The organism is Shinella sp. BE166 (assembly GCF_051201095.1).
Taxonomy (GTDB): Bacteria; Pseudomonadota; Alphaproteobacteria; order Rhizobiales; family Rhizobiaceae; genus Shinella; species Shinella lacus.
On the sequence record NZ_JBPEHL010000002.1, the window covers coordinates 94604 to 119400 of the forward strand.

Annotated in this window: 26 protein-coding genes; 6 read left to right on the forward strand and 20 right to left on the reverse strand. The window is 63.6% G+C overall.

Translation table 11 applies throughout. The features are described 5' to 3' along the window. Positions 1-32 precede the first annotated feature (32 nt). Positions 33-920 (forward strand): ABC transporter permease, encoded by an 888-nt coding sequence (locus J2Y63_RS04405; RefSeq protein WP_256120885.1) that lies wholly within the window; start codon positions 33-35, stop codon positions 918-920. A gap of 162 nt (positions 921-1082) precedes the next feature. Here the strand turns inward: J2Y63_RS04405 and J2Y63_RS04410 are convergent, their stop codons facing one another. Further along, a complete protein-coding gene (locus J2Y63_RS04410) occupies positions 1083-1991 on the reverse strand; it encodes a DMT family transporter (protein WP_435265118.1) in 909 nt (302 codons plus the stop codon). Between the two features lie 140 nt (positions 1992-2131). Here J2Y63_RS04410 and J2Y63_RS04415 point away from each other — a divergent pair, with 140 nt between their 5' ends. Beyond that, positions 2132-2602 (forward strand): Lrp/AsnC family transcriptional regulator, encoded by a 471-nt coding sequence (locus tag J2Y63_RS04415; protein ID WP_023517247.1) that lies wholly within the window; start codon positions 2132-2134, stop codon positions 2600-2602. Between the two features lie 108 nt (positions 2603-2710). Here J2Y63_RS04415 and J2Y63_RS04420 read toward each other — a convergent pair whose 3' ends face one another. Next, positions 2711-3127, reverse strand: coding sequence for a DoxX family protein (locus J2Y63_RS04420; RefSeq protein WP_327510496.1), 417 nt, complete (start codon positions 3125-3127; stop codon positions 2711-2713). Between the two features lie 163 nt (positions 3128-3290). Further along, positions 3291-4529 (reverse strand): MFS transporter, encoded by a 1239-nt coding sequence (locus J2Y63_RS04425; protein WP_435265119.1) that lies wholly within the window; start codon positions 4527-4529, stop codon positions 3291-3293. A 352-nt stretch (positions 4530-4881) separates the two neighbouring features. On the opposite strand from J2Y63_RS04425, the gene J2Y63_RS04430 reads away from it, so the two are divergent. Then, the gene (locus tag J2Y63_RS04430; RefSeq protein ID WP_256120891.1) at positions 4882-5820 is read left to right on the forward strand and encodes a diacylglycerol/lipid kinase family protein; all 939 of its coding nucleotides are present in this window, start codon (positions 4882-4884) and stop codon (positions 5818-5820) included. 207 nt (positions 5821-6027) lie between these two features. On the opposite strand, the gene J2Y63_RS04435 is transcribed toward J2Y63_RS04430, so the two are convergent. Then, the gene (locus tag J2Y63_RS04435) at positions 6028-7398 is read right to left on the reverse strand and encodes a glutamine synthetase family protein (RefSeq protein ID WP_435265120.1); all 1371 of its coding nucleotides are present in this window, start codon (positions 7396-7398) and stop codon (positions 6028-6030) included. Positions 7399-7546: 148 nt separating this feature from the next. Between J2Y63_RS04435 and J2Y63_RS04440 the strand changes: the two genes are divergently transcribed. Beyond that, positions 7547-8920, forward strand: a complete 1374-nt coding sequence (locus tag J2Y63_RS04440; RefSeq protein WP_435265121.1) for an aspartate aminotransferase family protein — start codon at positions 7547-7549, stop codon at positions 8918-8920. A gap of 7 nt (positions 8921-8927) precedes the next feature. Here the strand turns inward: J2Y63_RS04440 and vapC are convergent, their stop codons facing one another. From vapC to J2Y63_RS04475, 7 genes are all read right to left on the reverse strand, one after another. Then, on the reverse strand, positions 8928-9317 hold the full coding sequence (gene vapC, locus J2Y63_RS04445; RefSeq protein ID WP_435265122.1) for a type II toxin-antitoxin system VapC family toxin: 390 nt from the start codon (positions 9315-9317) through the stop codon (positions 8928-8930). After that, positions 9314-9544: a type II toxin-antitoxin system VapB family antitoxin gene (locus J2Y63_RS04450; protein WP_256120895.1), complete on the reverse strand. Its 231-nt coding sequence runs from the start codon at positions 9542-9544 to the stop codon at positions 9314-9316. The genes vapC and J2Y63_RS04450 overlap by 4 nt, the downstream gene beginning before the upstream one ends. Positions 9545-9603: 59 nt before the next feature. Then, a complete protein-coding gene (locus J2Y63_RS04455; protein WP_435265123.1) occupies positions 9604-11106 on the reverse strand; it encodes an AMP nucleosidase in 1503 nt (500 codons plus the stop codon). A gap of 60 nt (positions 11107-11166) precedes the next feature. Further along, positions 11167-11487: a YnfA family protein gene (locus J2Y63_RS04460; protein WP_435265124.1), complete on the reverse strand. Its 321-nt coding sequence runs from the start codon at positions 11485-11487 to the stop codon at positions 11167-11169. A 69-nt stretch (positions 11488-11556) separates the two neighbouring features. After that, positions 11557-11733 carry a hypothetical protein gene (locus J2Y63_RS04465; RefSeq protein ID WP_256120898.1) on the reverse strand — a complete coding sequence of 59 codons (177 nt, stop codon included), beginning with the start codon at positions 11731-11733 and terminating at the stop codon, positions 11557-11559. Positions 11734-11764: 31 nt separating this feature from the next. Next, a complete protein-coding gene (locus J2Y63_RS04470) occupies positions 11765-11929 on the reverse strand; it encodes a hypothetical protein (RefSeq protein WP_256120899.1) in 165 nt (54 codons plus the stop codon). A 170-nt stretch (positions 11930-12099) separates the two neighbouring features. Then, positions 12100-12438: a DUF2147 domain-containing protein gene (locus tag J2Y63_RS04475; RefSeq protein ID WP_435265125.1), complete on the reverse strand. Its 339-nt coding sequence runs from the start codon at positions 12436-12438 to the stop codon at positions 12100-12102. Positions 12439-12894: 456 nt separating this feature from the next. Here J2Y63_RS04475 and J2Y63_RS04480 point away from each other — a divergent pair, with 456 nt between their 5' ends. Then, complete coding sequence (locus J2Y63_RS04480) at positions 12895-13164, forward strand: SEL1-like repeat protein (protein ID WP_435265126.1); 270 nt, start codon at positions 12895-12897, stop codon at positions 13162-13164. 82 nt (positions 13165-13246) lie between these two features. Here J2Y63_RS04480 and J2Y63_RS04485 read toward each other — a convergent pair whose 3' ends face one another. The 4 genes from J2Y63_RS04485 to J2Y63_RS04500 all read right to left on the reverse strand — a co-directional run bounded on the left by J2Y63_RS04485 (position 13247) and on the right by J2Y63_RS04500 (position 16875). Continuing rightward, complete coding sequence (locus J2Y63_RS04485; RefSeq protein ID WP_435265127.1) at positions 13247-14368, reverse strand: pyridoxal phosphate-dependent aminotransferase; 1122 nt, start codon at positions 14366-14368, stop codon at positions 13247-13249. Positions 14369-14511: 143 nt separating this feature from the next. Continuing rightward, entirely contained in the window at positions 14512-14943 is a 432-nt protein-coding gene (locus J2Y63_RS04490; RefSeq protein WP_256120903.1) for a PilZ domain-containing protein, read from the reverse strand. Between the two features lie 132 nt (positions 14944-15075). After that, positions 15076-15432 (reverse strand): hypothetical protein, encoded by a 357-nt coding sequence (locus tag J2Y63_RS04495; RefSeq protein ID WP_435265128.1) that lies wholly within the window; start codon positions 15430-15432, stop codon positions 15076-15078. A gap of 219 nt (positions 15433-15651) precedes the next feature. Then, a complete protein-coding gene (locus tag J2Y63_RS04500; protein ID WP_435265129.1) occupies positions 15652-16875 on the reverse strand; it encodes an acyl-CoA dehydrogenase in 1224 nt (407 codons plus the stop codon). 229 nt (positions 16876-17104) lie between these two features. On the opposite strand from J2Y63_RS04500, the gene J2Y63_RS04505 reads away from it, so the two are divergent. Further along, the gene (locus tag J2Y63_RS04505) at positions 17105-18133 is read left to right on the forward strand and encodes an extracellular catalytic domain type 1 short-chain-length polyhydroxyalkanoate depolymerase (protein ID WP_435265130.1); all 1029 of its coding nucleotides are present in this window, start codon (positions 17105-17107) and stop codon (positions 18131-18133) included. Between the two features lie 7 nt (positions 18134-18140). On the opposite strand, the gene iolB is transcribed toward J2Y63_RS04505, so the two are convergent. The 5 genes from iolB to J2Y63_RS04530 all read right to left on the reverse strand — a co-directional run bounded on the left by iolB (position 18141) and on the right by J2Y63_RS04530 (position 24796). Continuing rightward, complete coding sequence (gene iolB, locus J2Y63_RS04510; protein ID WP_435265131.1) at positions 18141-18935, reverse strand: 5-deoxy-glucuronate isomerase; 795 nt, start codon at positions 18933-18935, stop codon at positions 18141-18143. An 11-nt stretch (positions 18936-18946) separates the two neighbouring features. Further along, positions 18947-19864, reverse strand: a complete 918-nt coding sequence (iolE, locus tag J2Y63_RS04515; RefSeq protein ID WP_435265132.1) for a myo-inosose-2 dehydratase — start codon at positions 19862-19864, stop codon at positions 18947-18949. 157 nt (positions 19865-20021) lie between these two features. Beyond that, entirely contained in the window at positions 20022-21872 is a 1851-nt protein-coding gene (iolD, locus tag J2Y63_RS04520) for a 3D-(3,5/4)-trihydroxycyclohexane-1,2-dione acylhydrolase (decyclizing) (RefSeq protein ID WP_435265133.1), read from the reverse strand. 23 nt (positions 21873-21895) lie between these two features. Beyond that, entirely contained in the window at positions 21896-23818 is a 1923-nt protein-coding gene (locus J2Y63_RS04525) for a bifunctional 5-dehydro-2-deoxygluconokinase/5-dehydro-2-deoxyphosphogluconate aldolase (protein WP_435265134.1), read from the reverse strand. Between the two features lie 72 nt (positions 23819-23890). After that, entirely contained in the window at positions 23891-24796 is a 906-nt protein-coding gene (locus tag J2Y63_RS04530; protein ID WP_435265135.1) for a MurR/RpiR family transcriptional regulator, read from the reverse strand. Between the last annotated feature and the right edge of the window lies 1 nt (position 24797).

A 24797-nucleotide genomic window follows, 5' to 3' on the forward strand; every position in this document is an offset into this window, starting at 1 on the left:
CACAGATTGGTCAAAGCCGGAAGGGGTTCGATATGGAATGGTTCACGAAATTTCCCACGATGGACGCGGACACCCTTCGCGACCTCAAGAAGCTGATCGATGAGGGTTTTCGCGGCTTCACCCGCGCCTATGGCGACGGCATCGAATCGATCTTCGAGCCGCTGCAACACTTTCTCATCTGGTCCGAGCGCTTCATGACGCGCACGCCCTGGCCGATCATCCTTCTCCTGATCGCGCTCGTCGCCTGGTTCGCCAGCCGCAACTGGAAGATCGTTGCCGGCGCCGTCGGCACGCTGCTCCTCATCGGCTATTTCGACATGTGGGACGACACGATGAAGACCATCTCGATGATCTTCGTCTGCACGGTACTCTCCATCGTCATCGGCATACCGATCGGCATCCTGATGTCGCGCTCCAATCGGGTGCAGAACGTGGTCAACCCGATCCTCGACGTCATGCAAACCATGCCGAGCTTCGTCTACCTCATCCCGGTCGTCATGCTGCTCGGCATCGGCAAGGTGCCGGGCCTCATCGCGGTGGTCATCTACGCCATCCCGCCGATGATCCGCCTGACCAATCTCGGCATCCGCCTGGTCGACAAGGACGTGCTGGAGGCCGCCGACGCCTTCGGCTCCTCGAACTGGCAGAAGCTGAAGAACGTGCAGATGCCGCTGGCGCTACCCACCATCATGGCCGGCATCAACCAGACGATCATGATGGCGCTCGCCATGGTGGTCATCGCCTCGATGATCGGCGTGCAGGGCCTCGGCCAGCCGGTGCTGAAGGCGATCTCCAACCAGTACTTCACCCTCGGCATCTTCAACGGCCTCGCCATCGTCGGCATCGCGATCATCTTCGACCGCGTCAGCCAGGCCTTCGGCAAGCGCCTGCAAAAACACCGCGAGATCATCCACGGCTGATTCGCGCGGACGCCCTTTGTTTTTGCCATAGAGGCCTATCCCACACTCTCCGTCATCCTCGGCCTTGAGCCGAGGATCCACTGGCGCCCGGGGCATGGATGGTCGGGTCAGGCCCGACCATGACGGAGGAGGTGTCACGCCAAGGACACGTATTCTTTGGCCTCAGTGCTTGCGCGAGAACAAGCCGGTCGAAAGCACCACGCCCGCGCCGACCACCAGCGCCGCGGTTATTTCCGCCGCACCAAAGCTTTCGCCGAGGAAGACCGCGCCGCCGAGCGTCGCCAGCACCGGCGTGATGGCGGTGAAGGCGGCGGCCTGACTGCCGCCGAGCGCGCGAATGGCGGTGCCATAGGCGAAGGTGGCGATGAGGCCGGAGAGGATGCCCTGGCTGGTGACCTGGAGCGCGAGGTCGGAGAGCGAGGCCTGGCCGAGATGCGTGCCGTAGATGGCGGCGAGCGCGAGATGGATCAGGAACGACCAGATGGCGATGAGCGCGGCACCCTCCAGCGCGCTCAGGCCCGAGCGGCGGAAGGCATGGGTGAAGCCGGCCCAGAGCACGGCGCCGAGCGGCAGCAGCAGGAAGCCGGTCATCGTCATGCCGCTCTTCTGCAGGCTGGCGGCGAGCAGGATGACGACGCCGGCAACGATGGCGGCAAGGCCGGCAAGGCGCATGCGATCCGGTCGCTCGCCGAAGAGCACGATGCCGATGACGGCGGTCGCCAGCGGCATGGAGCCGCCGAGCAGGATGCCGCCGGGTGCGGCGGGCGTCACATGCAGGGCCGCCGCCGTGACCTGGAAGAACAGCGCGCCGGCCCCCGCCACCATGACGACGACGAGTTTCAGCGGCACGCCCTTCGGCAGCAGCCCGGTCTTCAGCCAGATCGGTGCCAGCAGGATGGCCGGCACGCCGTAGCGAATGAGGCCGATATCGACGGTGCCGAGCGGCGTTGCCGCGGTGTGGCGCGTCGCCAGCACCCAGGTCGCCCAGATCAGCACCGTGACGACCGCGCCGGCATAACCGGCGACCTGCGGATTGGATTTCCCTTCGGACGAAAGCGAGATCATGGCCATGGCGACGTTCCTTCCCGGCGTTGGCGCAATTCATGGTGAGACTCTAGCGCCGGAGGTCGAAGCATGTCCTTGCGACTTATGCCTCTTGGAAGGTACAATGCGCAGGATCATGCCAAAATAGGCCAAGAAAGTTTTGGAAAATGCCAAATCTCGATAAATTCGATATCGCCATCCTGAAGGTGCTTCAGGAGGATGCGCGCGCGACCAACGTCGAAATCGCCGAGCGGGTGAACCTTTCGCCGTCGCCATGCCTGCGCCGCATCCGCAATCTGGAAAAATCCGGCGTGCTGCGCGGCTACCGCGCCGATATCGACCGCAAGGAGGTCGGCCTCGGCCTCACCGTCTTCGTCGAGATCAAGGTGGGACGGCACAGCAAGGAAAACGCCATGGCCCAGCAGGAGGCGCTGCTCGCCATTCCCGAAGTGGTGTCCTGCTTCCTGATTTCCGGCAATGCCGATTTCCTGGCGGAGGTGGTGGTCGAGGACCTCTCGGCCTACGAGCGGCTCCTGACCGAGACGCTGCTCGCCATGCCCGGCGTCACCGACATCCGCTCCAATTTCGCGATCCGCAGCATCAAGACCGGCGGCCCCCTGAAGCTGCCGTCGCTCTGACGCGGAAAACCGCCCCGACGAGAGGCGTCGGGGCGGTTGGGACGGCCGGAGAGGCGGGGCCGTCCGGGGACGTCACCCCCGGAGAGAGGGGCGACGTCCGACCTGTCGTCAATGCGCAGAGGCGACAGGCGCTTTCGCGGATTTCCAGGCGACGACCATGAGCGCGCCGATGACGGTGATGTGCTCCATCACCACGTAGAATTCGATCGTGCGTATCGGCTCCTGCATGGTCCAGAAATTATGCGCGATCGGGATGGTCAGCGCCGTGAAGACGGCGAGCATGCCGGCACCGAGCCAGGTCCAGCGGTTGGCGATGATCAGCGCCGAGCCGACAAGCTGGGTGATGGCGACGGCGATGTTGAAACCCGTCGCCGGCTCCAGGCCGAAATGCGCCATCTCGGCAACGCCGGCGTTGAAATCGGCGAGTTTCGCGATGCCGGAGAGCCAGAACATTGAGGTGAGGATCGTGCGGGCGAGGAAGCCGAAGACTCGGCTGCCGGTGATGTTTTCGATGAGGGCGGACATTCTGTGGCTCCGATGGAATTCATGGGCTTGCAGGGGAATCTGCGGGCTGCGATGACCCATATCTAGCAGAGTTCAGGCGCGGTTTTGTCACCTTGGTAACAGGCCTGCACAAACGAAAACGGCGCCCGATGGGGCGCCGCCTGGTGGTTTCAATCTAGCCGAATCACTCCGCCGGGCAGACCGGGGTTACTTCGCGATCGATCTTTTCCAGCGTCAGCGAGACGAGGAAGACGCCGAAGCCGATGACGGCGGTGGCGGCGCCGACAAAACCCATCGAGCCGTAGCCGTAACCGCCGCTGATCGCCAGGCCACCGAGCAGCGCGCCGAGCGCATTGGCGACGTTGAAGGCCGAGTGGTTGAGGGCGGCGGCGAGCGTCTGCGCGTCACCCGCGACGTCCATCAGGCGCGTCTGGAGCGCCGGGCCGACGACGAAGCTGCAACCGATGAGGAAACAGCAGACGCCGAGCAGGATCGGATTTTCGGCCGTCAGCGAGAGGGCGATCAACACGAAGAAATAAAGCGCCAGCGAGCAGCCGATGGTGCGCATCAGCGAAATATCGGCGAGCTTGGCGCCGAAGATGTTGCCGACGATCATGCCGCAGCCGAAGATCGCCATGATGACCGGCACCATGTTGACGTTGAGGCCTGCGACCTCGGTGACAATGGGTGAGATATAGGTGAAGACCGCGAACATGCCGCAGAAGCCGGTGGCGGCGATGCCGAGCGTCAGCCAGACCTGCTTGCGCTTCAGGGCGCCGAGTTCCGTCAGCGCGTTGATGCCCTTCGGCCGCTTGTCGCGCGGCAGGAAGAGGGCAATCAGCGCGACCGTCAAAAGCCCGGTAATGCCGACGGCGACGAACATGTACTGCCAGTCGAGCAGCTGGCCGAAATAGGCGGCGAGCGGCGTGCCGATCAGCGTTGCGAGCGTGAGGCCGAGCATGACCTTGCCGACCGCCTGCGTGCGCTTGTTGACCGGCACCATGGAGGCGGCGACGAGCGCTGCCACGCCGAAATAGGCGCCGTGTGGCAGGCCGGAGAGGAAGCGGAACAGCATGAAGCTCTCGAAGGTCGGCGCGACGGCGCTGGCAAGATTGCCGGCGGCGAAGAGCCCCATCAGAACCAGCAGCAGGTCACGACGGCGGAAGCGCGCGCCGATGACCGCGATGACCGGTGCGCCGACGACGACGCCAAGCGCATAGGCGCTGATGACGTAGCCCGCCTCGGCGGTCGTGACGCCGAACGTGCCGGCGACATCCGGCAGAAGGCCCATGATGGCGAATTCGCCGGTGCCGATGCCGAAACTGCCGACGGCGAGCGCCAGGATGATCAGGGTGACGGTGAGGCTGGAAAGCGGCGGCTGCCCGGAGGAGAGGGCGGCAAGGGGCAGGGGATGTTCGGACACGGGTCGCTCCGCAGGAATTGCTCAGGCGCGGCAAATCGGCGACAGACCCTGCAAGGGCGGCCACTCCTCCTGGCTGCTGATGCGGTATGGTCCGGCCCGAAAGGCCACGATGGGGAAGGTATCGTCCAGCCGGCAGGCGTACTCCCGACGCAGGCGACCAGTTCGCAATATATCAGACCAAGCCGCGCTGCCTACTGCGAATTTTCACCCTCCCGCATTTGGCCGGAGGGGCCGCCGCTCACGATTTATTGCACTCTGTTGCACGATCGCCTGTTAATCGCCGCTTTCTCGACTATCTAATGGATCGAAAATCACCCTTGGGCGTTTCTCGGCCGAGATGCGGAGTATGCGAATGAGAGTGCAGGCGATATTCAACAAGGACGGGGGCACGTTTCGCACCACCGACATGGAGGCCTATGCCCGCCACGCGGAAAAGGTCTTCTCGGATGCGGGGCACCATCTCGATTGCGATATCGTCGAGGGGGCCGATATCGAGATGGCGCTGCGGCGCTGTTCGGATCGCACGGATCTCGATGCGATGCTCGCCGGCGGCGGCGACGGCACGGTTTCGGCGGCTGCCGGCCTTGCCTGGCAGAGCAAGATGCCGCTCGGCATCGTCCCGGCCGGCACGATGAACCTGTTTGCCCGCTCGCTGAACATTCCGCTCGACATCTGGCAGGCGATCGATGCGCTGGCGGATGGCGACATTGCCGCCGCCGACATCGGCACGGCGGACGACCGCGCCTTCGTGCACCAGTTTTCCGCCGGCCTGCATGCCCGCATGGTGCGGCTGCGCAACGCCATGACCTACAGCTCGCGCCTCGGCAAGATCGCGGCCAACACCCGCGCCGCCTTCGGCGTGATCCTCGACCCGCCGGAATTCGAGGTGGAGTTCAATGTCGATGGCGTCGAGGAGAGCCGCAGGGTCTCCGCCATCAACGTTTCGAACAATCGTTTCGGCCAGAACGGCCTGCTCTATGCCGACGACCTCACCGGCGGCCATCTCGGCTTTTACACCACCAAGCCGCTGAAGCCCGCCGGCGTCGCCAAACTCGCCTTCGACATCCTGCGCGGCAAGTTGCGCGAAAATGCCGACGTCACCGAAATGACCGGCACGGAAGTCGACCTGCATTTCCCCAAGGTCGACCGCGCGATCAACTGCGTCATCGACGGCGAACTGCTGCCGATGGACCGCGAAGTCTCGATCCGGCTGCATCCGGGTGAGTTGAAGGTGATGGTGCCGAAGGTGGCGGTCAACAAGGTGGCGACGACGGAGCCGGCTGCGGCTTGAGCGTGGACCATTGTATTGGAATGATCCATTTGCCGCTTGTCCCCTTCTCCCCGGCGGGGAGAAGGTGCCGGCAGGCGGATGAGGGGGACGCCGAAGGCAAGGAAAACCAACGTCTCCGCTCACATAGCCCCCTCATCCGACCCTTTGGGCCACCTTCTCCCCGAGGGGAGAAGGGAGTTGCGGCGACGCCATGCCCTACAGCCAGGGTTAAATCCGCGGCAGATACGTCTGGTAATCGAAATCCGAGACCGTGCGCAGGTAGACGATCGCTTCCTTGCGCTTCGTATCGCCATAGAGCTTCTGGTATTCCGCGCCAAAGGCGTCCTTGATGAAGGGCGAGGCGGAAAACTCTTCCACGGCCGTCAGGAAGTCGTGCGTTAGGCGCTTGGCATCCGGCGCGTCCTTGCCGGGCTCCGTCACCGGGCCTGGATCGAGCTCTTCGTCGAGGCCAAGCAGGATGCCGCCGAGGATGGCGGTCAGCAGCAGGTATGGATTGACGTCCGCCCCCGCAACGCGGTGCTCGACACGCGCCGCCGGGCCGTCCTTGTCCGGAATGCGGATGGCGGTGCCGCGGTGGCCGAAGCCCCAGGTGAGGTCCACCGGCGCAAAGGAGCCGGGCTGGAAGCGGCGGTAGGAATTGGCGAAAGGTGCGAAGACGAGCTGCGCATCGCGCATCGTCTGCAGCATGCCGGCGCAGACTGACCGCAGCTTCGCCGGATCGCCGCCCTTGGCGTCCAGGATGTTCTTGCCGTCCTTGTCGATGACGCTGCAATGCACGTGCAGACCCGAGCCGGCATGCTCAGCGTACGGCTTTGCCATGCAGGTGGATTTGAGCCCGAAGCGGCGCGCCGCCTGTTCGGCAATGCGCTTCAGGTAGATGCAGTCGTCGGCGGCAGCCAGCGCATCCGGGCGATGCAGCAGGTTGATCTCGAACTGGCCGGGGCCGAATTCCGCCGTGGTGGCATCCGCCGGCAGCTCCATGTCCCTTGCCCAGGCGCGCACGGTCTGGAGGTAGTCGTCGAGCGCGTCGGTGGCGCGCATGTCGTAAAGCTGGAAACCGTTCGGCTCGTCGCGGTACATCAGCGCTGCCGGCGGGCGCGGCTTGCCGGTCGCGCGAAAATCGTCCTCGACCAGGTAGAATTCGAGTTCCGTCGCGACGACCGGTGTCAAACCACGGTCTTCAAAACGCTTCACCATGCGCGCAAGAATGGCGCGCGGGTCCATGAAGGAGGCGGTGCCGTCGAATTCATGCATGGTGGCGAGCACCTGGCGCGAGCCTTCCGGCGCCCAGGGCATGGCGGCAAGCGAGCGGCGGTCGGGAATGCACACGCCATCGGGATCGCCGACGGAAAGGGAGAGGCCCGTGATATCGTCATTGTCGTCGCCCCAGATATCGAGCGACTGGGTGGAGGAGGGCAGGCGCACCGAACCGTCCCAGATTTTCTTCTCGCCTTCGAGCGGAACCTGCTTGCCGCGCAGGTCGCCATTCATGCCGACGAGGAGGATTTCGATGCGGGCCGGGGAATTGATGGGCGAGTTGGCGGGCGGCGAACCGGCTGCCTTGGTGTCGTTTGTCATGGTGCCTGCTTTGGTTTGGCGGGAGGCTTCGACAGGAAATTTTGCTTTCGCTCGATCTCTTGCCAAATGCCTGTTGTATGGGCATTTTCGTAACTCATTCTGTCCCGCCGTTCAATAAGGCGGGACCTACCCCTAAGGATGTATTCAAATGTCGAACAGCAGTGCAGCAGCCGTATCCAACCTCGGTGCCCTCGATGCCGCCCATCACCTTCATCCCTTCTCGGACATGAAGAAACTGAACGCGACCGGCACGCGCATCATCGAGCGCGGCGAGGGTTGCTACATCTTCGACAACCACGGCAAGCGTTATCTCGACGGTTTCGCCGGCCTCTGGTGCGTGAATATCGGCTATGGCCGCAAGGAGATTTCCGACGCCGTCGTGCGCCAGATGAACGAGCTGCCCTATTACAACACGTTCTTCGGCACGACGACGCCGCCGGCCGTGCTGCTCGCGCAGAAGATCACCTCGCATGCCGGTCCGAACATCAACCGCGTGTTCTTCACTGGCTCCGGCTCGGAAGCAAACGACACCTGGTTCCGCATGGCCCGCGTTTATTGGGGCGCCGTCGGCAAGCCGACCAAGAAGGCGATCATCGCCCGCAAGAACGGCTATCACGGCTCCACCGTCGCCGGCGCCTCGCTCGGCGGCATGAAGTGGATGCATGAGCAGGGGGATCTCCCGATCGCCGGCATCCACCACATCGACCAGCCCTTCTGGTATGCCGAGGGCGGCGACCTCTCGTCGGACGAGTTCGGCCTGAAGATGGCCCGCCAGCTCGAAGAAAAGATCGACGAACTCGGCGAAGACAATGTCGCCGCCTTCGTCGCCGAGCCGATCCAGGGCGCGGGCGGCGTCATCGTGCCGCCGGCCACCTACTGGCCGGAAATCGCCCGCATCTGCAAGGCGCGCAATATCCTGCTCGTCGCCGACGAAGTGATCTGCGGCTTCGGCCGCACCGGCCACTGGTTCGGCCACCAGCATTTCGGCGTCGAGCCGGATCTGGCGCCCATCGCCAAGGGCCTGTCCTCCGGCTACCTGCCGATTGGCGGCGTCATGGTCTCCGACCGCGTCGGCAATGTTCTGGTGGAAGAGGTCGGTGATTTCAACCACGGCTTCACCTATTCCGGCCACCCCGTCTGCGCCGCCGCCGCACTCGAAAACCTGCGCATCATCGAGGATGAAAAGCTCGTCGAGCGCGTGCACGACGACATCGGCCCCTATCTCGCCGCCGGCCTGAAATCGCTGGAAGATCTGCCGATCGTCGGCGAGGTGCAGCAGGTCGGCTTGATGGCCGCCGTCCAGCTTGCCGAGGACAAATCGAGCCGCAAGCGCTTCGAGGACAAGGAAAAGGCCGGCGTCACCGTGCGCAACCATTGCCTGGAAAACGGCCTGGTGCTGCGCGCCACCGGCGACCGCATGCTGTTCTCCCCGCCGCTCGTCATCAGCCATGCGGAAGTCGACCAGATGATCGACATCACGCGCAAGGGCCTGGAACATGCGTGGAAGGTGATGACGGCCTGAGAAGGTCTTAAGCGATCCGAAGGCCGAGATGCTCGGCCATCGGATTAAAATCCCTGTCGGCATGGAGCAGGCTATGGCCATGCTCCATGCAATAGGTGCCGATGATGAGGTCGGCGGTCTTGCGGATGGTGATGCCTTTTGAACGCAGCTTTCTGAAGTTGGTTGCCGCCTTGACCGCGATCTCGGGGGAAAGCAACGCAACCACGCCGAACATCGCCAGCCGCTTCTGAATGTTTGCGGCGTTCGAATCGCTTACCGCGCCTTGCAGAATTTCCAGCATCACAATGTCGCCGAGGATGATCTCGGAAGGATCCGTGATTGCTTTCAGGCGCGCCGTTTCCCTGGTTAAGGCGCCGCGGAAGGACGCAATCCAGACCGAGCTATCGACAAGGATCATTCCGCGGCGTCTTCACGAAGATGATCGGGCGGCCCCCAGCTTTCACGCATCGCGTCGAGGTCGCCTTCCCATCCAATTCCCCACAACTCGTCCAACGCCTGCCGGCGGTAGCCGTTTTCCACGAATTGGCGAAGCGCGAGCTCGACGGTCGCTTTTTTCGTCGGCAAGCCGGATAGCTCCATCGCCTTGGCGATCAAGTCGTCATCAAGATCGATGTTCGTGCGCATGGTAACCTCGTGTGTATAAAGACGAACGATTATACACCAAGACGCAATCGCTCACAACATCACTGAAACGCCGTCTCGAAGAAGCTCCTGAGCTTGCGTGAATGCAGCTTCTCCGTCGGCATGCCCGCGAGCTTTTCCAGCGCCCGGATCCCGATCCGCAGATGCTGGTTCACCTGCGTCCGGTAAAACGCCGTCGCCATGCCGGGCAGCTTCAATTCGCCGTGCAGCGGCTTGTCGGACACGCAGAGCAGGGTGCCGTAGGGCACGCGGAAGCGGAAACCGTTGGCGGCGATGGTGGCGGATTCCATGTCGAGCGCGATGGCGCGGGACTGGGAGAGGCGTTTTACGGGGCCGCGCTGGTCGCGCAGTTCCCAGTTGCGGTTGTCGATCGTCGCCACGGTGCCGGTGCGCATGATGCGCTTGAGGTCGTAGCCTTCGAGGCCCGTCACCTCTTCGACGGCGCTTTCCAACGCCACCTGCACTTCGGCCAGCGCCGGGATCGGCACCCAGACGGGCAGGTCGTCGTCCAGCACATGGTCCTCGCGCACATAGGCGTGGGCGAGCACGTAGTCGCCGAGCGTCTGGCTGTTGCGCAGGCCCGCGCAATGGCCGAGCATCAGCCAGGCATGCGGGCGCAGCACGGCGATATGGTCGGTGATCGTCTTGGCGTTCGAGGGGCCGACGCCGATATTGACCAGCGTGATGCCGCCATGGCCCTTCTTCTTGATGTGATAGGCCGGCATCTGCGGCAGGCGGGCGAGCGTGATGTCGGTCTCCGGCTTGTCGGCGCCGGCGGGCGTGATGATGTTGCCGGGTTCGACGAAGGCCGTGTAACCATTGCCGCCCTCGGCCATCTGCTGGCGCGCCCAGGCGCAGAATTCGTCGACATAGAACTGGTAGTTCGTGAAGAGCACGAAATTCTGGAAATGCTGGGCGTTCGTCGCCGTGTAATGGCTGAGGCGGGCGAGCGAATAATCGATGCGCTGCGCGGTGAACGGCCCGAGCGGCGAGGGCTCGCCGGGGCCCGGCTCATAGGCGCCGTTGGCGATCTCGTCATCCGTGGTGGTAAGATCGGGCGCGTCAAAAAGGTCGCGCAGCGGCAGCTCGATGCCCTCCGCGATCTCCGCTTCCACATAGGCGCCCTCGCCGAAGGCAAAGTGCAGCGGGATCGGCGTCGTCGATTCCGACACGATGACGCTGATGCCGTGGTTGCGCATCAACAGGCCGAGCTGTTCCTTGAGATAATGCCGGAAGAGCTTTGGCCGGGTGATCGTCGTCGTGTAGACGCCGGGGGAGGCGACATAGCCGTAGGAGAGGCGGGAATCGACATGGCCGAAGCTGGTCGTCTCGATTGAGACCTGCGGGTAGCAGGCGCGGAACCGCTTGTCCGGCGTGCCGGCCTTGCCGAGCGCCACGAAGGCGTCGGTCAGGAAGGTCGTGTTGCGGTCGTAAAGCGCCTGCAGGGCATCGACCGCGGCCACCGGATCGCCGAAGGATCGGGGCTCATATGGGTCCGGCGTGGCGAAGGAAAGGGGTTTTTGCGAGAAGATTCGTTTGCTCATGCGCGATTATAGTGCGTTGTTTTTTACAAGCAAACGACAACTTGGAGACGCCCACAGGCCCTATCGCGGTGCCGCGAGAATGATCCCGGCGCCGACAAGCGCAAGGGCCGCGCCCGCAACATCGAAGCGGTCGGGCCGCATGCCCTCGGCAAACCACAGCCAGAGGAGGGAGGCCGCGATATAGACCCCGCCATAGGCAGCGTAGGCGCGGCCGGCAAAGGCGCTGTCGACCTGGGTGAGAAGCCAGCCGAAAAGCGCAAGCGAGGCCATGCCGGGCACGAGCCAGAGCACGGATTTGTCGAGCCGCCACCAGGCCCAGAAGGCGAAGCAGCCGGCGATTTCGGCAAATGCGGCGACGGAAAAGACGAGAAGCGATTTCATCCGGTGCTCCGGGCTATTGGCGAAAGCCTGCTCGGTTTAGCACGGATTCATGGGGCGGGAAGTGCAGTCTCAGCTCATCGACTGGCGCTGGAGTGTCACGAAAAGCACGAGGCCTGCGCCCTGCTTTTCGATGCCGAGACCGCCCGCATTGCTCCAGGCAAGCGCACCGACCGGAGCGATCATCATCGCCGAGAGGGCAAGGATGCGCAGCGCGGTGGCTGAAGTATGGAGGAGGGCGGGGATCATTGCGGGTTTCCAGGCGTCGAAGAAGTCGGGATCAGAGCGAGGCGCGGCACATCTGCGGGGCAGAGCAGGCCACCAGCTTGCCGGTGGTGTTGTGCGTGCTGCGGCGGTAGTCGGTCTCGACGGCGGCGGCGAGCATGATCGCGAAAATGGCCATCAGCAGGGTGATGATCGTGAGGCGGCGTGCGAGGATGTCCATTGGTGTGTCCCTCATTCAAATGTTTCGGTGTGACCCTTTTTGCACCGCGGGACTGAACGCTCCCTGAGAGGTCGGTTCATCTCCTGTTCAGGAAGACTGTGAATGCACCTTTCCGAAAACAAAAAAGCCGGCGCTTGCACGCGCCGGCTTTTGGTTTCAAGCGTCTTCGTTCAGAGCCTGGACCAGGTCTGCGACTTGCACAGCACCTTCAGCACGCAGCCCTTCATCTTCAGCGAATTGCCGCTGACGGCACCGGAGCCGCTATAGGTCTTGTCCGCCGCCGGGTCGGTGATCGAGCCAGTATAGTCGGCGCCGGAACCGTCCAGCTTGCCGATGCGCTTGCCGGCATGTTTGCCGGTCTTCAGCGTGATGCAGAAACTGCCGCCGCACTTGGCAATTGCCGCGGTCTCGCCGCTGGTGGTCTTCCAGTTGCCTTCGATCGGCTCGGCCGCAAGTGCGGCCCCCGGAACAACGAACAGGGCGGCGGCGATCCATGTCTTCAATTTCATTCTCTTCCTCCTCCAGAACGAGAGCCGGAAGATATCTTACGCGGACGTAAAGGTAAATATGGTCGGGAGCCGGATTCCGGGGCCGGAAACCGGCGAAAATTGCCTGCTCCAAAAACCCGACCGTTTTGCGTGGTTATCAAAAGGTTGAAATCGCCGGTTGAACAATCCGTAAATTTTTAGACGAATGCGCCGGTTTCCAGCGGTTCCGATGTTTAACGAAAACCCAAATTTACCAAGCGTTTGGACTTTGTTTGTCTCAAATTAAGCATGCATTTTAAGCGCATTTTGAAGCCCCGCCGGCATAGTGGAGCCATAAGACGAGCACGGAAAAACCGGCCGGCAAAACTCTGAAGGAAGACCAAGGCCGCACAAGACGGCAGGCGCCCGAGGAGGCCCGAAAGGGCAGGTAAAACAGGACACTACAAGCAGTAAACCAGTTAGACAGGGACAATCGAAATGGCACGCTTTGACTTTCAGAATACCGAAACGGCCGCCATGACGGGCGGCGAGAGCCGCGCTGAAACCTTCTGCGACATGGGCCTGATGTATGCCACGGGTCGCGGCTGCGACATCGACGTGGTGCAGGCCCACAAGTGGCTCAACATCGCTGCGATCAAAGGTTGTGAACGCGCCGCAGAACTGCGCGCCGACCTCGCAGCGACGATGAGCAAGACCGACCTCGCTTTGGCGCTGCGCGCCGCCCGCGAGTGGATGACGGTTCACTGAATGAGGAGCGAATAGCGAGTAGGGAATAGCGAATAGGGAAAAGTAAAAGAAGACCGTCGAAGCGGCACCTTTCCCCAACTCGCTATTCGCTATTCGCTATTCGCTTCAAAACAACCGGCAAAGCTTCCTCGAGCAACGCCATATCGTCCTGCGGCCCGACGCTGATGCGGATGCATCGGTTGAGGGGGGCGACGCCCGGCATGCGGATGAAGACGCCATGTTCCATCAACCCATCGACGATCGCGCGGGCGTGGGTGCCGTCGCGGCCGCAATCGATGGTGACGAAATTGGTGGCGGAGGCGAGCGGAGACAAGCCGTTGGAAAACGCGATCTGCGAGATGCGCTCGCGGGATGCGGCAATGCGGGCGATGACGTCCGTCAGATAGGCCTGGTCTTCAAGCGCGGCGAGCGCCGCCTGGACCGAAACCCGGGCCATGCCGAAATGATTTCGGATCTTGTCGAAGGCCTGCGCATTGCCGAGCGTGCCGATCGCATAGCCGATCCGCGCGCCGGCAAGGCCGTAGGCCTTCGAGAAGGTGCGCATGCGCAGCACGTTCGGCTGGCCGATCAGCGCATCGATCGACGGAATGGTGCCCGCCGGCGCCGTCTCGCCATAAGCCTCGTCGAGGATGAGCAGGGTCGTTTCCGGCAGCGCGCGCGCGAAGGAGACGACATTGTCGGCATCCCACCAGCTTCCCATCGGATTGTCCGGATTGGCGAAATAGACGAGCGGCGCATTTTCCCGGCGCACGGCGGCAAGCAGGCTGTCGAGATCCTCCCGGTCGGCGACATAGGGCACGGTGACGAGCCGGCCACCAAAACCGTTCACATGATAATTGAAGGTGGGATAGCCGCCGAGCGACGTCACCACCGCCGCGCCTGGCTCGATGACCAGCCGCACGATCTCGCCGAGCAAGCCGTCGATGCCGCCGCCGACCGCGATATTGTCGCGCGAAATGCCATGGTGCAGGGCAAGCGCCTCGCGCAGCTCGAAATTCTCCGGATCGCTATACATCCAGGTCGTTTCGGCCGCTTTCCGCATTGCCTCCAGCACGGAGGGGGCGGGGCCGAAGCCGCTTTCGTTCGCGCCGATACGGGCGCGCACGGCAAGGCCGCGGTTGCGTTCGATGGCTTCCGGTCCGACGAAGGGAACCGTGGAGGGCAAGGTCTGGGCGAGGGCGGTGAAGCGGGAAAATGCGGACATGAAGAGCGCCTGGGATCGATGGAACGGTCGGGATTTCCGCTGCCGGCCGGTCTCACAAAAAATGCCCGCCGGAATCGATTCTCCCGCGGGCACCCTAGCCAATAATGCGTGAAGACGAAACGATCAGCCGAGGGCCGACCCAATCAGCCGATGGCCGAGCCGACGCCGCTCTTCTTCTCGACGCCAACCATGTAGCGCCGCTCCGGTTGCTTCGACTTGCCGGTGATGCCGCCGGTGAAATAGTCGGAGCGCACGATCAGGCGCAGCAGTTCCTCGTCGATCTCCTTGATGAACTGCACGCCGATGCGGTTGTCGTTGCGGTAGACCTCTGCGCAGCCGATGCGTGACGTGACGCCGACGATGGAGAGATAGTAGTGCAGCGGCAGGCCGATCGTGGTGTTCACGGTAAAGCTCGCACCGCCGACCGAAATGTCCACGAGCTTGCAGCTACGCGTCTTCGGCGCCATCAGGTCGAAGCCGACGGTCATCAGCATGCCCTGCCGGTTGACCGCGAAACGCTCCCACTTCCGCTCGTAAAGGCCCCCGCTGGAGCGCTTCTTGTCGTCGTCACTCATTGCCGCTTTTCTCCCAAAGGGGGTGGACGTCATGTCCGACAGAGATGGCAGGAGTGTCGCAGGCGAGTATTTTGTTTCGTTAAAACAAAAACTTAAAAGTTTAATCGTCCGGTTTTTTGGCGCCTGCCGCCCTCAGGCGTCATGCTTTTCCGTGTGGCGGCCGAGCACGAGATCGAGGAAATCGGTATCGAGGAACATGTTGAAGCGCACCACCAGTTCCTCGCCGTCGCGCTTGAATTCCGTGCAGGGGATCTCGTCGCGGATGGCGTGGATCTCCAGGTAGAAATTCTCCGGCAGCTCCAGCGCCTTGTTGATGGAAAGTACCGCGCCGGCGCTGGAAATGCTGCGGATGAGGCAGGTGTAGCGCATCGCCGTGCTGAGATGGTGGCCGATCGGGGTGATGAAACCGGGCTTGTCGATGCGATACTGGACGAAGCTGCGCTTGGGGTGACGCAGGTGAAGCTGCTCGTGCATGCTGTCGAGGGGCATGGCGCCCTCCCGCTTCTGTTTCCGGGTTTCAACTGTACCGAAACGGGATGGATAAAACGTGAACGCGGCCGCTCGTATTTGAACGAGCAGCCGCGGGAATTTCGATCCTGTCTTGAAACCTCTCCTCCGTCATGGTCGGGCTTGACCCGACCATCCATGCCACGACGCTGCGTGGATCCTCGGGTCAAGCCCGAGGATGACGTTGGTGGGGAGGCGGTCTTACTGGAAAGCCTGGAGGCCCGTCTGGGCGCGGCCGAGGATCAGCGCGTGGATGTCGTGCGTGCCCTCGTAGGTGTTGACCGCTTCGAGGTTCATGACGTGGCGGATGACGCCATATTCGTCGGAAACGCCGTTGCCGCCGTGCATGTCGCGCGACACGCGGGCGATGTCGAGCGCCTTGCCGCAATTGTTGCGCTTCATCAGCGAGATGAGTTCGGCGGGTGCCCGGTGTTCGTCGAACAGGCGGCCGAGGCGGAGCGCGCCCTGCAGGCCGAGCGAGATTTCGGTCTCCATGTCGGCGAGCTTCTTCTGGATGAGCTGGGTGGCAGCGAGCGGCTTGCCGAACTGCTTGCGGTCGAGCGTGTACTGGCGCGCGGCGTGCCAGCAGAATTCGGCCGCACCCATGGCGCCCCAGGCGATGCCGTAGCGGGCGCGGTTGAGGCAGCCGAACGGACCGGCAAGGCCCGAAACTTCCGGCAGCAGGTTTTCATCGGGAACGAAGACGTCCTGCATCATGATCATGCCGGTGACGGAGGCGCGCAGCGAGAACTTGCCCTCGATCTTCGGCGTCTCGAAACCCTTCATGCCGCGTTCCAGCACGAAGCCCTTGATCTTGTTGTCATGCGCATCGGACTTCGCCCAGATGACGGCGACATCGGCGATCGGCGAATTGGTGATCCAGTTCTTGGCGCCGGAGACGAGGTAACCGCCGTCGACCTTCTTGGCGCGGGTGATCATGGAGGAGGGGTCCGAGCCATGGTCCGGCTCCGTCAGGCCGAAACAGCCGACCCATTCGCCGGAAGCGAGCTTCGGCAGATACTTCTGGCGGGTCTCTTCCGTGCCATAGGCGAAGATCGGGTGCATGACGAGCGAGGACTGCACGGACATCGCGGAGCGATAACCGGAATCGACACGCTCGACTTCGCGGGCGACGAGGCCGTAGGAAACGTAGTTGGCACCTACGCCGCCATATTCCTCCGGCACGGTCGGGCCGAGCAGGCCGAGTTCGCCCATCTCGCTCATGATCTCGCGGTGGAAGATCTCGTGGCGGTTCGCCTCGGTGACGCGCGAGGCGAGCTTGTCCTGGCAATAGGCGCGTGCCGTATCGCGGATCATGCGCTCTTCGTCGGTCAGCTGGTCTTCGAGCAGGAAGGGGTCGGCCCAGTCGAAGGGCGCCATCTTGGCGCGGGCCTGTTCCGGAGTGGCGCTGTGGTGCTCGCTCATGTGCTTCCATCCTGTCGCGGTTTTGTCGTTGCAGAAGTGCTACATCAGGTGGTCCGTCTCCGAAAGGCCGGGAACGAAATGGGCAGGCCGACGCTTTGGCTATTTATGAATGCCCTCATGAGCCTGGAGAATGAGCTTTCCATGTATTTCTCCATTTCCGCCTTGATCCTGCCCCTTCGCATGAGCAAGTAATCTGACAATGAGCAATTCCCCCACGAGGAGGCCAAGCATGCGAGACCGTTTCAAGCGATCGGTCGAGCGGCTGGTGCCGACCGAAGCCCGGCTGAGCGATCTGTTCTGGCCGTTTTCCCGCGAACCGGAACGCAAGGCACCCGCAGCCCGACGGCGGCCGGCAGGATCTTCCACGCTCACCGAAGTGGTGGGTTTCGGCAGCAATCCCGGCGGCCTGCGCATGTTCGAGCATATTCCGGACGGCCTGCCCGCCGGGCGCCCGCTCGTGCTGGTGCTGCACGGCTGCCAGCAGAGCGCCGAGAGTTATGACCGCGCCGCCGGCTGGGCCTCGCTTGCCGAGGAGCGCGGCTTTGCCGTCGTCTACGCCCAGCAGCGCGAGGCGAACAATCCGGGTCTCTGTTTCACCTGGTTCCGGCCGAGCGAAGTGACGCGCGACCGCGGCGAGCTGATGTCGATCCGCCAGATGCTGGCACATGCCGCCGAGCGGGCGGCAAGCGACCCGGAGCGCACCTTCATCACCGGCCTTTCCGCCGGCGGCGCCATGACCGCCGCCATGCTCGCCAACTACCCGGAGGTCTTTGCCGGCGGCGCGATCATCGCCGGCCTGCCCTTCGGTGCCGCACGCGACGCCACCCGTGCCTTCGACGCCATGGCCGAGGCGCCGGATCGCACGGCCGACGAATGGAGCGATCTGGTGCGCACGGTTTCGCCAAGCATCGCCCGCAAGCCGGTCATTTCCATCTGGCACGGCACGGCGGACGAGACGGTGGCGCTGTCGAACGGATATGCGCTGGTCGAGCAATGGCGCGATCTCTACCGCCTGCCCAAGGAAGCCTTCGTCGAAAAGCGCATGAAAGGCCGCCGCACGCGCATCTGGCCGGACAAGGACGGCAAGCCGCTCGTCACCCTGCATGAGATCGACGGCATGGGCCACGGCACGCCGGTCGCGCGCGGCGAGGGCGGCGGTTACGCCACCTCCGCCGAGCCCTTCATGCTGGAAGCCGGCTTCTCCTCGACGTTGGACATCGCCAAGGAATGGGGGCTGACGCGCAAATGGAAGCGCTAGTGGCCGCTCAGGCGAGCAGCCACTCATGCTCTTTGGCGTTGTGGAACTTCCACACCCGCTTCGGCCCCGCCATCACGTTGAGGTAATAGAGATCATAGCCGTGGATGGTGGCGCAGGGGTGGTAGCCCTTTGGCACCAGCGTCACGTCGCGATCCTCCACCGCCATCGCCTCGTCGAGCGAGCGGTCGTCCGTATAGACCCGCTGGAAGGCGAAACCCTGCGGCGGGTTGAGGCGGTGGTAGTAGGTCTCTTCCAGAAAGCTTTCGTTCGGCAGGTCGTCCTGGTCGTGTTTGTGCGAGGGGTAGGACGAGGTGTTGCCGCTCGGCGTGATGACTTCCACGACGAGCAGCGAATGCGCCGAATCGTCGTTTTCCGGCATAATGTTGTAGACGTGGCGGACATTCGAGCCCTTGCCGCGGCTGACCTTCGGATGCGTTCCCGGCGGAATGGCCTTGGCCTTGAAATCGCCGCCGCCCGGGGCCGAGCAGACGGCGAGTTCCAGATCGGTCTCCGCCGTCACCGACCAGTTGGAACCGGCCGGTATATAAAGTGCATGCGGCGCGCCCTCGAACGGGCTCATGCGCTCGCCCAGCACGCCGAAATCCCGGCCGCTGGCCGTCGCCTTGCCCTTGCCGGAAATCCAGACGAGGCAGACCTCGCGGCTCCCCGTCTCGGCCGAGAGAATCTCGCCCGGCCGCATGTGGTGCATATCGAAGCCGACATAGGTCCAGCCGGCGCTTTCCGGCGTCACATGGCTGACGCGGCCATGCGCGCCTTCCGGTTTTACGAGCAGGTTCGGCATGGGCTTGTTCCTTATCCTTTCGGAAAACCTTCCGTCTCCACGGTATAACCCGCGGCGGTCATCACGCGCATCAGTTCCGCATAGCCGACCTCGGCCATTTTCTGCGGCGGTGCCTTGCGCGGGTCCTGTTCGGCTTCCACGACGAACCAGCCTTCATAGCCATGGTCCGCCAGCCGCTGGACGATCGCGCCGAAATCGAGCGAGCCGTCGCCCGGCACGGTGAAGGCGCCGAGCGCCACCGCGTCGAGGAAGGACTGTTTGCTGCGATCGAGCCCATCGACCACGCCCTGGCGGATATCCTTTACGTGGACGTGGTTGATGCGGGTGTGGTGGTTGTCGATGGCGCGCAGCACGTCGCCGCCGGCAAAGGCCAGGTGCCCGGCATCGAGCAGCAGCGGAATGCCTTCGCCGGATGCGCGCATGAAGGCGTCGAGTTCCGGCTCGGTCTCCACCACGGCGGCCATGTGGTGGTGATAGGAGAGCGGCATGCCCTGTTCAGCGCACCATTCGCCGAATTCCGTGAGACGGCGGCCATAGGCCTTCATCTCGTCATCGGAAAGGCGCGGCTTGGTGGCGAGCGGCTTGGAGCGGTCGCCCTGGATGGACCGGCCGACTTCGCCATAGACGATACAGGGCGCGTTGACCGCCTTGAACAGCGCGATCATTGGCGCGATGCGGTCCTTGTTGGCGGCCAGCTCCTCGTCGACCAGCGTGCCGGAGAACCAGCCGCCGCACAGCGTCACGTCGGCCGCGCGCAGGATGGGCAGCATGACGGCGGGATCTTCGGGAAAGCGGCGGCCCTTTTCCATGCCGGTGAAGCCTGCGCTGCGCGATTGGCGCAGGCACTCCTCCAGGGACACGTCGTCGCTGAGTTCCGGAAGGTCGTCGTTCCACCAGGCGATGGGCGACATGCCGAGTTTGGCTTTCATCTCAAAATCTCCTTGGGCGGAGGCAGCGGCCTCCCTTGTCATTGTTTCTGCCTTCTTCTCCTCCGTCATCCTCGGGCTTGACCCGAGGATCCACATCCCGCGGCATGGATCCTCGGGTCAAGCCCGAGGATGACGGAGGGGGAGGAGGGGTTCTGTCCTAGCCGACGGTCTGTGCCGCGCGCGCCTTCTCATAGGCTTCGCGCGCCTTGTTGACCTCCGTGCGAGGGCTGACTTCAGGCACCGCCACATCCCACCAATGGCCACCTTCCTGCGTCGTGATGAGCGGGTCCGTGTCGATGACGATCACCGAGGTGCGGTCGTTGCCCTTGCTACTCTGGATGGCCGTTTCGAGGTCGGCGATGGACGAGACCTTCACGGCGACCGCCCCCATGCTCTCGGCATGCGCGCGGAAATCGATGTCGGGCATCATCTCGATCATCGAGTCCTTCAGGAGGTTGTTGAAGTTGGCGCCGCCGGTTGCCATCTGCAGCCGGTTGATGCAGCCATAGCCGCGATTGTCGAGCACAACGATCGTCAGCTTCTGGCCGAGCATGATGGAGGTCGAGAGTTCGGAATTCATCATCATGTAGGAGCCGTCGCCGACCATGACGACGACATCCGCCTCCGGCCGCGCGAGCTTGACGCCGAGGCCGCCGGCAATCTCGTAGCCCATGCAGGAAAAGCCGTATTCCATGTGGTAGCCGCCCGGCTTGTGCGCCTGCCACAGCTTGTGCAACTCGCCTGGCAGACCGCCGGCGGCGCAGACGAGAACCGAATTGTCGCCGCCGATCGAGCGCTGCACCGCGCCGATGACCTGCGCATCGGAGGGCAGGTCCGCATTGGTGGCGGCGGTCGCCTTCTTCACGGCCGCCATCCATTCCTGCTTGCGGCTCTTGGCGGCCGCCTCCACCGAGGCGGAGGCCTTCCAGCCGCCGAGCGCTTCGGAGAGCAGCGTCAGCCCCTCGCGCGCATCGGCGACGAGCGGCTGGCTGTCGTGCTTGGCGGCATCGAAGGCGACGGTGTTGAGCCCGATCATCTTGACGCCGTCGCCCTTGAACAACGCCCAGGAGCCGGTGGTGAAATCCTGCATGCGGGTGCCGACGGCGAGGATGACATCCGCCTCCTCGGCAAAGGCATTGGCGGCAGACGTGCCGGTGACGCCAATCGAGCCCATGCAGAGCGGATGATCGTCCGGTAGCGCCGATTTGCCGGCCTGGGTGACGGCGACCGGAATGCCATGCATGCCGGCAAAGGCCTTCAATTCGGCCGTCGCCTGCGAATACAGCACGCCGCCGCCGGCAATGATCAGCGGCCGCTCCGCCTTGCGCAGCGTGGCGATGGCCGTGGCGAGCTCGTCCGTGTCGGGGCGAGGGCGGCGGTGCGTCCAGACCTTTTCTTCGAACAGGTTGGCCGGATAGTCGTAGGCCTCCGCCTGCACGTCCTGGCAGAGCGACAGCGTCACCGGGCCGCAATCGACCGGGTCGGTCAGCACCTGCATGGTGCGCTTCAGCGCCGGGATGATCTGCTCGGGCCGCGTGATGCGGTCGAAATAGCGCGAGACGCAGCGGAAGGCATCGTTCACCGAGACGGTGCCGTCGCCGAAATTCTCGATCTGCTGGAGAACAGGGTCGGGAATGCGGTTGGCGAAGACGTCGCCGGGCAGGAACAGCACGGGCAGGCGGTTGACATGCGCGACGCCTGCGGCGGTGATCATGTTCAGCGCGCCGGGACCGATCGAGGTCGTGCAGGCCATGAAGCGCTGGCGGAAGCTGGCTTTCGCGAAAGCGACGGCGGCGTGCGCCATGCCCTGTTCGTTATGGGCGCGCAGCGTCGGCAATTCATTGCGCACCTGGTAGAGCGCTTCCCCCATGCCCGCGACGTTGCCGTGGCCGAAAATGCCCCAGACGCCCGCGAAGATCGGCTGTTTCTTGCCGTCGACGACCGTCATCTGTGCCTTCAGGAAATGCGCGACGGCCTGCGCCATCGTCAGCCGGATCGTCTTTGACATGATATTCCTCCCGTATTCTTTATTCACAGACCGCGCGTGCGAAGCCAGGCGTCGGTCAGCTCGCGGAAGCGGCCAGCCATCTGGGCGATCGCTGCCTCGTCATCCATCTTGCCGCTCATCCAGGCGCGGGCGGCATCGACGAAGATCGTGCGGCCGACGGCAAAACCCTTCACGGACGGTGCCACTTTCGTCGCCTCGAAGGCCTTGACCAGGTCCTCGGTCGGCGCTTCCAGGCCGAGCAGCACGATACCACGGCAATAAGCATCATTTTTGGCGATCACCGCCTCGATGTTCCGCCATGCGCCGGCAGACGCCTGCGGCTCCAGCTTCCACCAGTCCGGCTTGATACCGAGATCGTAGAGTTCCTGAAGCGCCGTCGACACGGTGTCATCCTTGAGCGGCCCGTTCTTGCCGGCGATGATCTCGATCAACAGTTCGCGCCCGACGCGGCGCGCGGCCTCGAAAAGCGTGCGCAGCTTCTCCTGCTGCTCCTTCTTGAGGGCCGCCGGATCGTCCGGATGGTAGAAACACAGGCACTTGATGCAATGGTCGAGCGGCCATTCGACGAGCTGCGAGCCGATATCCTGGCTGAACTCGAAGCGCAGCGGCTTGGAGCCCGGTAGCTCGACCGGGCGGCCGAGCCAAGAGAAATTCTGCGTCGCGGCATCGAAGAAGGCATCGCGACCGAAGCGTTCGTCGATCAGCATGCCGTAACCCGGCCGGCCATCGGCGACGCGCGCGGCGGCCTTGACGGTCAGCCGCTTGAACTCGGAAATTTTTTCGTGCGGCACCTTCAGTTCATCGGCGACGTCGACGAGCTGCATGCGGTGGTCGCAGGCGAGCGCCATGAGGAGGGGGATATCGCCCTGCTTGCGGTTGGTCGCCCAATGGATGTGGTTGATCGCCTCGTCCTTGCGCAGCGCCCGATGCTTGCTGCCATTCTTCAGGAAGAAGGTGAGCTCTTCCCAGCTCGGATATTCCGGCGAGCAGAGCAGGCGGGAGACGGCGAAGGCGCCGCAGGCATTGGCCCAGGTGGCGGAGGTCTTGTGGTCCTCGCCCTTCAGCCAGCCGCGCAGGAAGCCGGACATGAAGGCGTCGCCCGCGCCCAGCACATTATAAACCTCGATCGGGAAGCCATCACCGACCACGCCGTCTTCCAGGTCGTCCGAAATCGGCCCGTCATAGACGATGCAGCCCATGGCGCCGCGTTTCAGCACGATGGTGGCCGGGGAAACGGCACGGATGGCTTTCAACGAGGACAGCACATCGTCGGCGCCCGATGCGATCATGATCTCCTCTTCGGTGCCGACGATCAGGTCGCAATCCGGCAGCACGGATTTCAGAATGGCGGAGACGCGGTCGGACTTCACATAGCGCTCGAAACCTTCCGCATGGCCGGCAAGGCCCCAGAGGTTCGGGCGATAGTCGATATCGAAAATGACCTTGCCGCGCGATTCCTTGGCGATGCGGATCGCCTTGCGTTGCGCGGCCTCCGTGTTGGGCCGGGAAAAATGCGTGCCGGAAACCAGCACGGCGCGCGAAGAGCGCACGAAGGCCTCGTCCACGTCGCCCTCGTCGAGCGCCATGTCGGCACAGTCGGTGCGCACGAAGATCATCGGCGAGACGCCTTCGGATTCGATGGCGAGCAGAACGAGCGCGGTGAGGCGGTCCTTGTCGGTCCGGATGCCCTCGACATTCACCCCTTCACGGGCGGACTGTTCGCGGATGAAACGGCCCATCTGCTCGTCGCCAACGCGGGTGATGAGCGCGGATTTGAGCCCGAGGCGGGCGGTGCCGATCGCGATATTCGCCGGGCAGCCGCCGACGGACTTGGCGAACGAGGCGGTGTCTTCCAGGCGCGTGCCGAGCTGCTGGCCGTACAGATCGACGGACGAGCGGCCGATCGTAATGACGTCGAGCGTCCTGTCCTGGTCAAGGTGCGGCATGTCTTCCTCCCGGTCTCGCGGCGCCGCCATCTCACTGCGGCGGTATGTCGGGAAAATGAAACATGAATTCCATTATTCTGTCAATTCGGAATATTCATTCCGTTTCCATTCCGCACCATTTCGTTTGGTGCTTCGTCGCTGGCTGCGGCGTTTTTCGGCAATCGCGACGGGAAGCGCCATTGCCAGCGCCATGGAGGCGGAAAGCGAACGGAAGCCGGCAAAATCGGCCTCCGAGACCTCGAACCAATGGGTGGCGGAGGTGGCGAGCGGCGAAAACACCGAGTCGGTAATGGCGACGATCGGCACGCCGCGGCTCGCCAGTTCCTGCGCCTGCGCAAGGCTGTCGGCGGCGTAGGGGGCGAAACTTGCCGCGATCACCGCGTCCTTGGCGGTGGCGAACTGCGCGATTTCCGGATCGATGCCATTGGGCGAAGCGAGGATCTGGTGGCGGATACCGAGCTTGCCGAAGGCATAGGCGATGTGGGCGGTCAGCGGATAGGAGCGCCGCTTGGCGACGAGATAGATGGTCTCGGCCTGTGCCAGCAGCTCGACGGATTTGGAAAAGATCTCGCCGTCGATGGTGCTCGCCAGCCGCGCGACGGACTGGCTTGCCGCGGTCAGGAAGCCGGAGAGCAGTTCGGTGTCCGTGTTGGCGGTAGGCGCGGCCTCCAGCGACAGCAGCCGCTCCTCGTAGGACAGCGTGCGATCGCGCAACCGGGCGCGAAAAACGTTCTGGAGGTCGGAAAAGCCTTCATACCCGAGGTGATGGGCAAGGCGCACCAGCGTGGAGGGTTGCACGTCGGCCGCCGTCGCAATGCTCGCCGCGGTGCCGAAGGCCATGTCGTCCGGGTTGGACAGCGCATAGGCCGCCACCTGCGCCAGCCGTTTCGGCATGGTCGCCTTGCGTTCGATGATGACGCTGCGCAGGCTGTCGAAATCGCGGGGTACGCGCGTCAGGGCCGCTTCGCTGTTGCTCATG

Excerpts from the sequence above, each read along its gene's own strand:
- J2Y63_RS04405 (WP_256120885.1), top strand. The coding sequence starts at position 33 with ATGGAATGGTTCACGAAATTTCCCACGATGGACGCGGACACCCTTCGC.
- J2Y63_RS04410 (WP_435265118.1), bottom strand. The coding sequence starts at position 1,991 with ATGGCCATGATCTCGCTTTCGTCCGAAGGGAAATCCAATCCGCAGGTC.
- J2Y63_RS04415 (WP_023517247.1), top strand. The coding sequence starts at position 2,132 with ATGCCAAATCTCGATAAATTCGATATCGCCATCCTGAAGGTGCTTCAG.
- J2Y63_RS04420 (WP_327510496.1), bottom strand. The coding sequence starts at position 3,127 with ATGTCCGCCCTCATCGAAAACATCACCGGCAGCCGAGTCTTCGGCTTC.
- J2Y63_RS04430 (WP_256120891.1), top strand. The coding sequence starts at position 4,882 with ATGAGAGTGCAGGCGATATTCAACAAGGACGGGGGCACGTTTCGCACC.
- J2Y63_RS04435 (WP_435265120.1), bottom strand. The coding sequence starts at position 7,398 with ATGACAAACGACACCAAGGCAGCCGGTTCGCCGCCCGCCAACTCGCCC.
- J2Y63_RS04440 (WP_435265121.1), top strand. The coding sequence starts at position 7,547 with ATGTCGAACAGCAGTGCAGCAGCCGTATCCAACCTCGGTGCCCTCGAT.
- vapC (WP_435265122.1), bottom strand. The coding sequence starts at position 9,317 with ATGATCCTTGTCGATAGCTCGGTCTGGATTGCGTCCTTCCGCGGCGCC.
- J2Y63_RS04450 (WP_256120895.1), bottom strand. The coding sequence starts at position 9,544 with ATGCGCACGAACATCGATCTTGATGACGACTTGATCGCCAAGGCGATG.
- J2Y63_RS04455 (WP_435265123.1), bottom strand. The coding sequence starts at position 11,106 with ATGAGCAAACGAATCTTCTCGCAAAAACCCCTTTCCTTCGCCACGCCG.
- J2Y63_RS04460 (WP_435265124.1), bottom strand. The coding sequence starts at position 11,487 with ATGAAATCGCTTCTCGTCTTTTCCGTCGCCGCATTTGCCGAAATCGCC.
- J2Y63_RS04465 (WP_256120898.1), bottom strand. The coding sequence starts at position 11,733 with ATGATCCCCGCCCTCCTCCATACTTCAGCCACCGCGCTGCGCATCCTT.
- J2Y63_RS04470 (WP_256120899.1), bottom strand. The coding sequence starts at position 11,929 with ATGGACATCCTCGCACGCCGCCTCACGATCATCACCCTGCTGATGGCC.
- J2Y63_RS04475 (WP_435265125.1), bottom strand. The coding sequence starts at position 12,438 with ATGAAATTGAAGACATGGATCGCCGCCGCCCTGTTCGTTGTTCCGGGG.
- J2Y63_RS04480 (WP_435265126.1), top strand. The coding sequence starts at position 12,895 with ATGGCACGCTTTGACTTTCAGAATACCGAAACGGCCGCCATGACGGGC.
- J2Y63_RS04485 (WP_435265127.1), bottom strand. The coding sequence starts at position 14,368 with ATGTCCGCATTTTCCCGCTTCACCGCCCTCGCCCAGACCTTGCCCTCC.
- J2Y63_RS04490 (WP_256120903.1), bottom strand. The coding sequence starts at position 14,943 with ATGAGTGACGACGACAAGAAGCGCTCCAGCGGGGGCCTTTACGAGCGG.
- J2Y63_RS04495 (WP_435265128.1), bottom strand. The coding sequence starts at position 15,432 with ATGCCCCTCGACAGCATGCACGAGCAGCTTCACCTGCGTCACCCCAAG.
- J2Y63_RS04500 (WP_435265129.1), bottom strand. The coding sequence starts at position 16,875 with ATGAGCGAGCACCACAGCGCCACTCCGGAACAGGCCCGCGCCAAGATG.
- J2Y63_RS04505 (WP_435265130.1), top strand. The coding sequence starts at position 17,105 with ATGCGAGACCGTTTCAAGCGATCGGTCGAGCGGCTGGTGCCGACCGAA.
- iolB (WP_435265131.1), bottom strand. The coding sequence starts at position 18,935 with ATGCCGAACCTGCTCGTAAAACCGGAAGGCGCGCATGGCCGCGTCAGC.
- iolE (WP_435265132.1), bottom strand. The coding sequence starts at position 19,864 with ATGAAAGCCAAACTCGGCATGTCGCCCATCGCCTGGTGGAACGACGAC.
- iolD (WP_435265133.1), bottom strand. The coding sequence starts at position 21,872 with ATGTCAAAGACGATCCGGCTGACGATGGCGCAGGCCGTCGCGCATTTC.
- J2Y63_RS04525 (WP_435265134.1), bottom strand. The coding sequence starts at position 23,818 with ATGCCGCACCTTGACCAGGACAGGACGCTCGACGTCATTACGATCGGC.
- J2Y63_RS04530 (WP_435265135.1), bottom strand. The coding sequence starts at position 24,796 with ATGAGCAACAGCGAAGCGGCCCTGACGCGCGTACCCCGCGATTTCGAC.